A 5,817-nucleotide genomic window follows, 5' to 3' on the forward strand; every position below is an offset into this window, starting at 1 on the left:
GCCGCCTCCCGTGCAGCCGGCCCGCCGGCCCGCCCGCCGACCCGCGAACGGCCCGGGCCCCGCCGACCGCGGCGCCCCCGGGCGCGCCGACGGCGGGACGCGTCGTCGGGCCCGCCGGGGCGCCGGCGGCCCGGGCCTCGCCGACCGCGGCGCGCTGCTGGTCGCCCGCTCCGGGCGCCCGACGGCGGGCCGCCACCGGCGCCGCCCGGCGGGCGGCGGCTGGAACGTCCGCCACCGCACCCCGAAGGGCCGCCTGGCCGCCGCCATGGCGGGGATGCTCGCCCTGTTCGTGCTCCTGTCGGCGCGCGTGGTGCAGGTCCAGGGGCTCGAGGCGGACCGGTACTCGGCGTTCGGCGAGTCGCAGCGTGTGCGCACGGTGACGCTCCCGGCCGAGCGGGGCTCGATCTTCGACCGCAACGGCCGGGACCTGGCCCTCACCGTCCGCCAGTCCACCGTGACGGCCGACCCCCGCCTGGTCACCGACCCCCTGGGCGCCGCCTCGGCGCTGTCGCCCGTCCTCGGGCTCGACGCCACCGTGCTCCAGAGGCGCCTGACCCGGGAGTCGAGCTTCGTCTACCTGGCCCGGCGGGTCGACGACGGGGTGGCCGAGCGGGTCGAGGCCCTGAACCTCCCGGGCGTGACCCTGATCGAGGAACCGGAGCGGTTCCTGCCCGCCGGCGGCCTGGCCCTGCCCGTCCTGGGCCGGGTGGGCACCGACGACAACGGCCTCTCCGGCCTGGAGAGCCAGTACGAGGAACGGCTGGCCGGCCGGCCGGGCCGGATGATCGTCGAGCGCGACCCCCGGGGTGGCGACATCCCCGGTGGCGTGCGCCGGTTCGACCCGTCGGTGCGCGGCGACGACCTGGTGCTCACCATCGACCGGGCCCTCCAGTACGAGACGGAGCGGGCCCTGGCGGCCCGCATCACGTCGTCCAACGCCAAGGCGGGCACCGCCATCGTCATGCAGACCCGCACGGGCGAGGTGCTGGCCCTCGCCAACCTCCAGGCGGGCAAGGACGGCGGGCCGCCCCGCCAGGCGGAGAAGAACCTGGCCGTCACCGACGTGTTCGAGCCCGGTTCGGTGAACAAGGTGATCACCATCTCGGCCGCCCTGGAGGAGGGCGAGGTCCGGCCCCAGGACGTCCTGAACGTGCCCCCCACCATCAAGGTGGCCGACCACGTGTTCAAGGAGCACGAGCCCCACCCGCCCGTGCAGTGGTCGATCACCGACATCATGGCCAACTCGTCCAACGTCGGTTCCATCCTGGTCGGCAAGGAGCTGGGCAAGGACCGCATCGACCGGTACCTGCGGGCGTTCGGGTTCGGCCGCAAGACCGGGCTGAGCTTCCCGGGGGAGTCCCGGGGCATCCTCCTCGATCCCGGGAAGTGGTCGGGGACGTCCATCGGGACGGTCCCCATCGGCCAGGGCCTGGCGGTGACGGCCATGCAGATGGTGGGCGCCTACAACGCGGTCGCCAACGGCGGTACGTGGGTGGCGCCCACCCTCGTCCGGGCCACCGTCGACGCCGACGGGCGCCACAAGGCGGCGCCCGAGCCCGAGCGCCAGCGGGTCGTCTCGGCCCGCACCGCCCAGCAGGTGACCGCCATGCTGAGCGAGGTCGTGCGGGTGGGCACCGGCACGCTCGCCGCCGTGGACGGCTACACGGTGGCCGGCAAGACCGGCACCGCCCGCAAGCCCAGGGAGGGCGCCCGCGGGTACGCCGAGGGCGCCTACGTGTCGAGTTTCGCGGGGTTCGTCCCGGCCGAGCGGCCCGAGCTCACCGTCATCGTCGTGCTCGACGAGCCCACGCCGATCTTCGGCGGCCTGGTCGCCGCCCCCGTGTTCTCCGAGGTCGCCGGCTACGCGCTGCGCCAGCTCCAGGTCCCCCCGCCGCCCCCCGACGCCGTCCCGCCGGCGGCCGCCGAGGTTCCCAGGTCGAACCCGGAGTCGGCGGGGGAGGCGACCGAGGACGGCGGGGCGGTACCGGCCACCACCACTACGCTGCCGCCGTCCCCTCCGCCCAGCCCGTGAGGACGCCACCGATGCGGCTCGACCGACTCCTGGGCGACCTCGACGTCCTCGAGTGCCGCGGCGACCCCGCCTCGGTGGACGTCGCCTCCGTCGCCTACGACTCCCGGAACGTGCGTCCCGGCGCGCTGTTCTGCTGCCTGCGGGGCGCGTCGTTCGACGGTCACGACTTCGCCGCCGGTGCCGCCGAGGCAGGCGCCGTGGCCCTGCTGTGCGAGCGCCTGGTGGACGTGGACGTCGTGCAGGCGCGCGTGGCCGACGCCCGCCGGGCCATGGCGCCGGCCGCCGCCGCCGTCGCCGGCCACCCCTCACGCCACCTGCCGGTGGTCGGGATCACCGGCACCAACGGCAAGACCACCGTCACCCACCTGCTGGCCGCCGTGCTGCGGGCGTCGGGCCGGGAGACCGGCGTCATCGGCACCCTGAGCGGGCCCCGCACCACGCCCGAGGCCCCCGACCTCCAGGCCGCCCTCGCCGGGTACCGGGCCGCCGGCGCCGAGGTGGTGGCGCTCGAGGTCTCCTCCGACGCCCTCGTCCAGCACCGGGTCGACGCCACCTGGTTCCGGGCCGTCGCCTTCACCAACCTCAGCCCCGAGCACCTCAACACCCACGGCGACATGGAGTCGTACTTCGCGGCCAAGGCCCTGCTGTTCGACGCCGCCCGGGCCGCCGTGGGCGTCGTCAACGCCGACGACCCGTGGGGCCGGCGGCTGATCGACGCCGCGCCGCTCCCCGTCGTCGCCTACTCGCTGGCCGACGCCGTGGGCCTGGAGCTGGGCCCGTTCGGCGCCCGCTTCCGGTGGGACGGCGAGGCGGTGGCCCTCCCGGTCGGCGGGGCGTTCAACGCGTCCAACGCCGTGTGCGCGGCGACCCTCGCCCGTGAGCTCGGTGTGCCGGCGGCCGCCGTGGCCCGGGGCCTGTCGTCGTTCGAGGGGGTGCCCGGGCGCTTCGAGCGGGTCGACGCCGGCCAGCCGTTCACCGTGGTCGTCGACTACGCCCACACCCCCGCCGCCCTGGAGCAGCTGCTCGGTGCCGCCCGGGCCGAGGCGGGCGACGGGAGGGTCATCGTCGTGTTCGGCTGCGGCGGCGAGCGGGACCGGGGCAAGCGCCCCCTGATGGGGGCGGCCGCCGCCCGTCTGGCCGACCTCGTGGTGCTCACCGACGACAACCCCCGGGGTGAGGACCCGCGCGCCATCCTGGCCGAGGTGCGGGAAGGCACCACTGGCGCCCGCGCCGTCGTGGTCGAGCCCGACCGGCGGGCCGCCATCGAGTGGGCCGTCGCCGCCGCCGGGCCGGGCGACGTGGTGGTCGTGGCCGGCAAGGGCCACGAGACGGGGCAGACGGCGGGCGGGCGCACGGAGCCGTTCGACGACCGCCGGGTCGCCCGGGACGCCCTCGCCGCCGCCGGCCACCCCGGCCGAGCAGCGGTGCCCCGGTGATCGACCTCCTCGTCGCCGGGGGGATCGCCATGATCATCTCCCTGGTCGGGACGCCCGTCCTCATCGGCTGGCTCCACTCGCACGGCATCGGCCAGCAGATCCGCGAGGACGGTCCCCAGGGCCACGTCACCAAGGCCGGGACCCCGACCATGGGCGGGGTGATGATCGTGGCCGGCGCCCTCGGCGGCTACCTGGCCGGCCACGTGCGGGGGAGCGCCATCTTCACCCGTGCCGGCCTGCTGGTCGCGTTCACGGTGGCCGGCGCAGGGCTGGTCGGCGTCATCGACGACTGGATCAAGGTCCGCCACCAGCGCAGCCTGGGCCTCAACAAGCGGGCCAAGATCGCCGGCCAGCTCATCGTCAGCGTCAGCTTCGCCGTGCTGGCCATCAACCTGGCCAAGGTCCAGACCAACCTGTCCTTCACCCGGTGGAACTCCCTCGACCTCGACCTCGGGCCCGTCGTGTGGACCATGTGGGCGGTGATCCTCATCATCGGGACGTCGAACGCGGTGAACCTCACCGACGGCCTGGACGGCCTGGCCGCCGGCTCCTCGACGTTCGCCTTCTCGGCCTTCGCCATCATCGGGTTCTGGCAGTTCCGGCACTTCGACGTCTACGCCGTGCCCCAGGCCCTGGACCTGGCCGTGCTGGCGGTGGCGCTCACCGGCGCCTGCGCCGGGTTCCTCTGGTGGAACGCCGCCCCCGCCCGCATCTTCATGGGCGACACCGGCTCGCTCGCCATCGGGGCCGGCCTGGCCGCCTTCGCCCTGGTGATGAACCTCCACCTCCTCCTGCCGGTGGTGGGGGGCCTCTACGTGCTCGAGACCATGTCGGTGATCGTCCAGGTCGCCAGCTTCCGCATCTTCCACCGGCGGGTGTTCCGCATGGCGCCCATCCACCATCACTTCGAGCTGGCGGGCTGGCCCGAGGTGACGGTGATCGTGCGCTTCTGGATCCTGGCCGGGCTGTGCACCGCCTTGGCCCTCGGTCTGTTCTACGCCGACTTCATCTCCCTCGGGGTCCTGGATTGAGGGCCGTGGTCGTCGGCTTCGGCGTGACGGGACGGGCGGTGACCGACCACCTGGTGGGAGGCGGGGCCGGGGTCGTGGTCGTCGAGGACGGCGGGGGGGACACGCTCGCCCTCGACGTGGCGGCGTCCGGCGCCCGGCTGGGCACGGTCGACGACGTGGCCGGCGCCGACCTCGTCGTCCCCAGCCCCGGCGTGCCGCCCACCCATCCCGTCCACGCCGCCGCCGCCGCCGCCGGCGTCCCCGTCGTCAGCGAGGTGGAGCTGGCGTGGCGGGCGGCGGCGCCCGGCACCCGGTTCGTGGCCGTCACCGGGACGAACGGCAAGACCACCGTCGCCACCATGGCCGCCGCCATCCTGGTGGCCGCCGGCGTGCGGGCGGTGCCCGCCGGCAACATCGGGCTGCCCCTGGTGACGGCCGTGGCCACCCGTCCCGACGTGGTGGTCGCCGAGGTGTCCTCCTTCCAGCTCCAGCACACCGCCGGCTTCCGGCCCGACGTGGCGGTGTGGCTCAACTTCGCCGCCGACCACCTCGACTGGCACCCCACGCTCGAGCACTACGCGGCCGCCAAGGCGCGCATCTGGGCCAACCAGGGACCGGGCGACGTCGCCGTCGTCAACGCCGAGGACCCGGTGGTCGCCGCCGCCGCGGGGTCGGCGCCCGGGCGGCTCGTCACCTTCGGGATCGACCGGGGCGAGTGGTGCGTGGCCGGCGGCACGCTGCGCGGTCCCCGGGGCGACGTGGTCGCCGCCTCCCAGCTGCCCCGTTGCCTTCCCCACGACGTGGCCAACGCCCTGGCCGCCATGGCCGCCGCCTCCGCGGCCGGTGCCGGCACGGAGGCGTGCCGGGCCGGCGTCACCGCCTTCGCGGGGCTCCCCCACCGCGTGCAGCTGGTCGGCGAGGCTGGTGGCGTGCGGTACTACGACGACTCCAAGGCCACCACCCCGGCCTCGGTGGAGGCGGCCCTGCGCGGCTTCGAGTCCGTCGTGCTCATCGCCGGCGGCCGGAACAAGGGCCTCGACCTGCGCCCCCTGGCCGGCCAGGCCCACCGGGTGCGGGCCGTCGTCGCCATCGGCGAGGCCGCCCCCGAGGTCGAGGCCGCCTTCTCGGGCGCCGCCCCCGTGACCGTCGCCCGGTCCATGGCCGACGCCGTGGGCGCCGCGGCCGCCGCCGCCCGGCCCGGGGACGCCGTGCTCCTGTCGCCCGGGTGCGCCTCGTTCGACTGGTACCGGAACTACGCCGAGCGGGGCGACGACTTCGCCGCCGCCGTGCACGACCTGCTGGAGGGCGGCCATGCGGGCTGAACCGATGATGCGCACGC

General features: G+C 75.7%; 4 protein-coding genes. All 4 read left to right on the plus strand.

The window, feature by feature from the left end:
- Nucleotides 1-2,032, plus strand: a 2,032-nt coding sequence (locus tag VM242_10295) for a penicillin-binding protein 2 (protein HVM05555.1), incomplete at its 5' end; no start/stop codon positions are given.
- An 11-nt stretch (nt 2,033-2,043) separates the two neighbouring features.
- A complete protein-coding gene (locus tag VM242_10300) occupies nt 2,044-3,468 on the plus strand; it encodes a UDP-N-acetylmuramoyl-L-alanyl-D-glutamate--2,6-diaminopimelate ligase (GenBank protein ID HVM05556.1) in 1,425 nt (474 codons plus the stop codon).
- Nucleotides 3,465-4,499, plus strand: coding sequence for a phospho-N-acetylmuramoyl-pentapeptide-transferase (gene mraY, locus VM242_10305; GenBank protein HVM05557.1), 1,035 nt, complete (start codon nt 3,465-3,467; stop codon nt 4,497-4,499). The genes VM242_10300 and mraY overlap by 4 nt, the downstream gene beginning before the upstream one ends.
- Before the next feature lie 5 nt (nt 4,500-4,504).
- The gene (gene murD, locus VM242_10310) at nt 4,505-5,800 is read left to right on the plus strand and encodes a UDP-N-acetylmuramoyl-L-alanine--D-glutamate ligase (GenBank protein ID HVM05558.1); all 1,296 of its coding nucleotides are present in this window, start codon (nt 4,505-4,507) and stop codon (nt 5,798-5,800) included.
- The last annotated feature ends 17 nt before the right edge of the window (nt 5,801-5,817 follow it).

Source organism: Acidimicrobiales bacterium, from assembly GCA_035540975.1.
In the GTDB taxonomy this organism is placed as follows: Bacteria; Actinomycetota; Acidimicrobiia; order Acidimicrobiales.

Excerpts from the sequence above, each read along its gene's own strand:
- VM242_10300 (HVM05556.1), top strand. The coding sequence starts at position 2,044 with ATGCGGCTCGACCGACTCCTGGGCGACCTCGACGTCCTCGAGTGCCGC.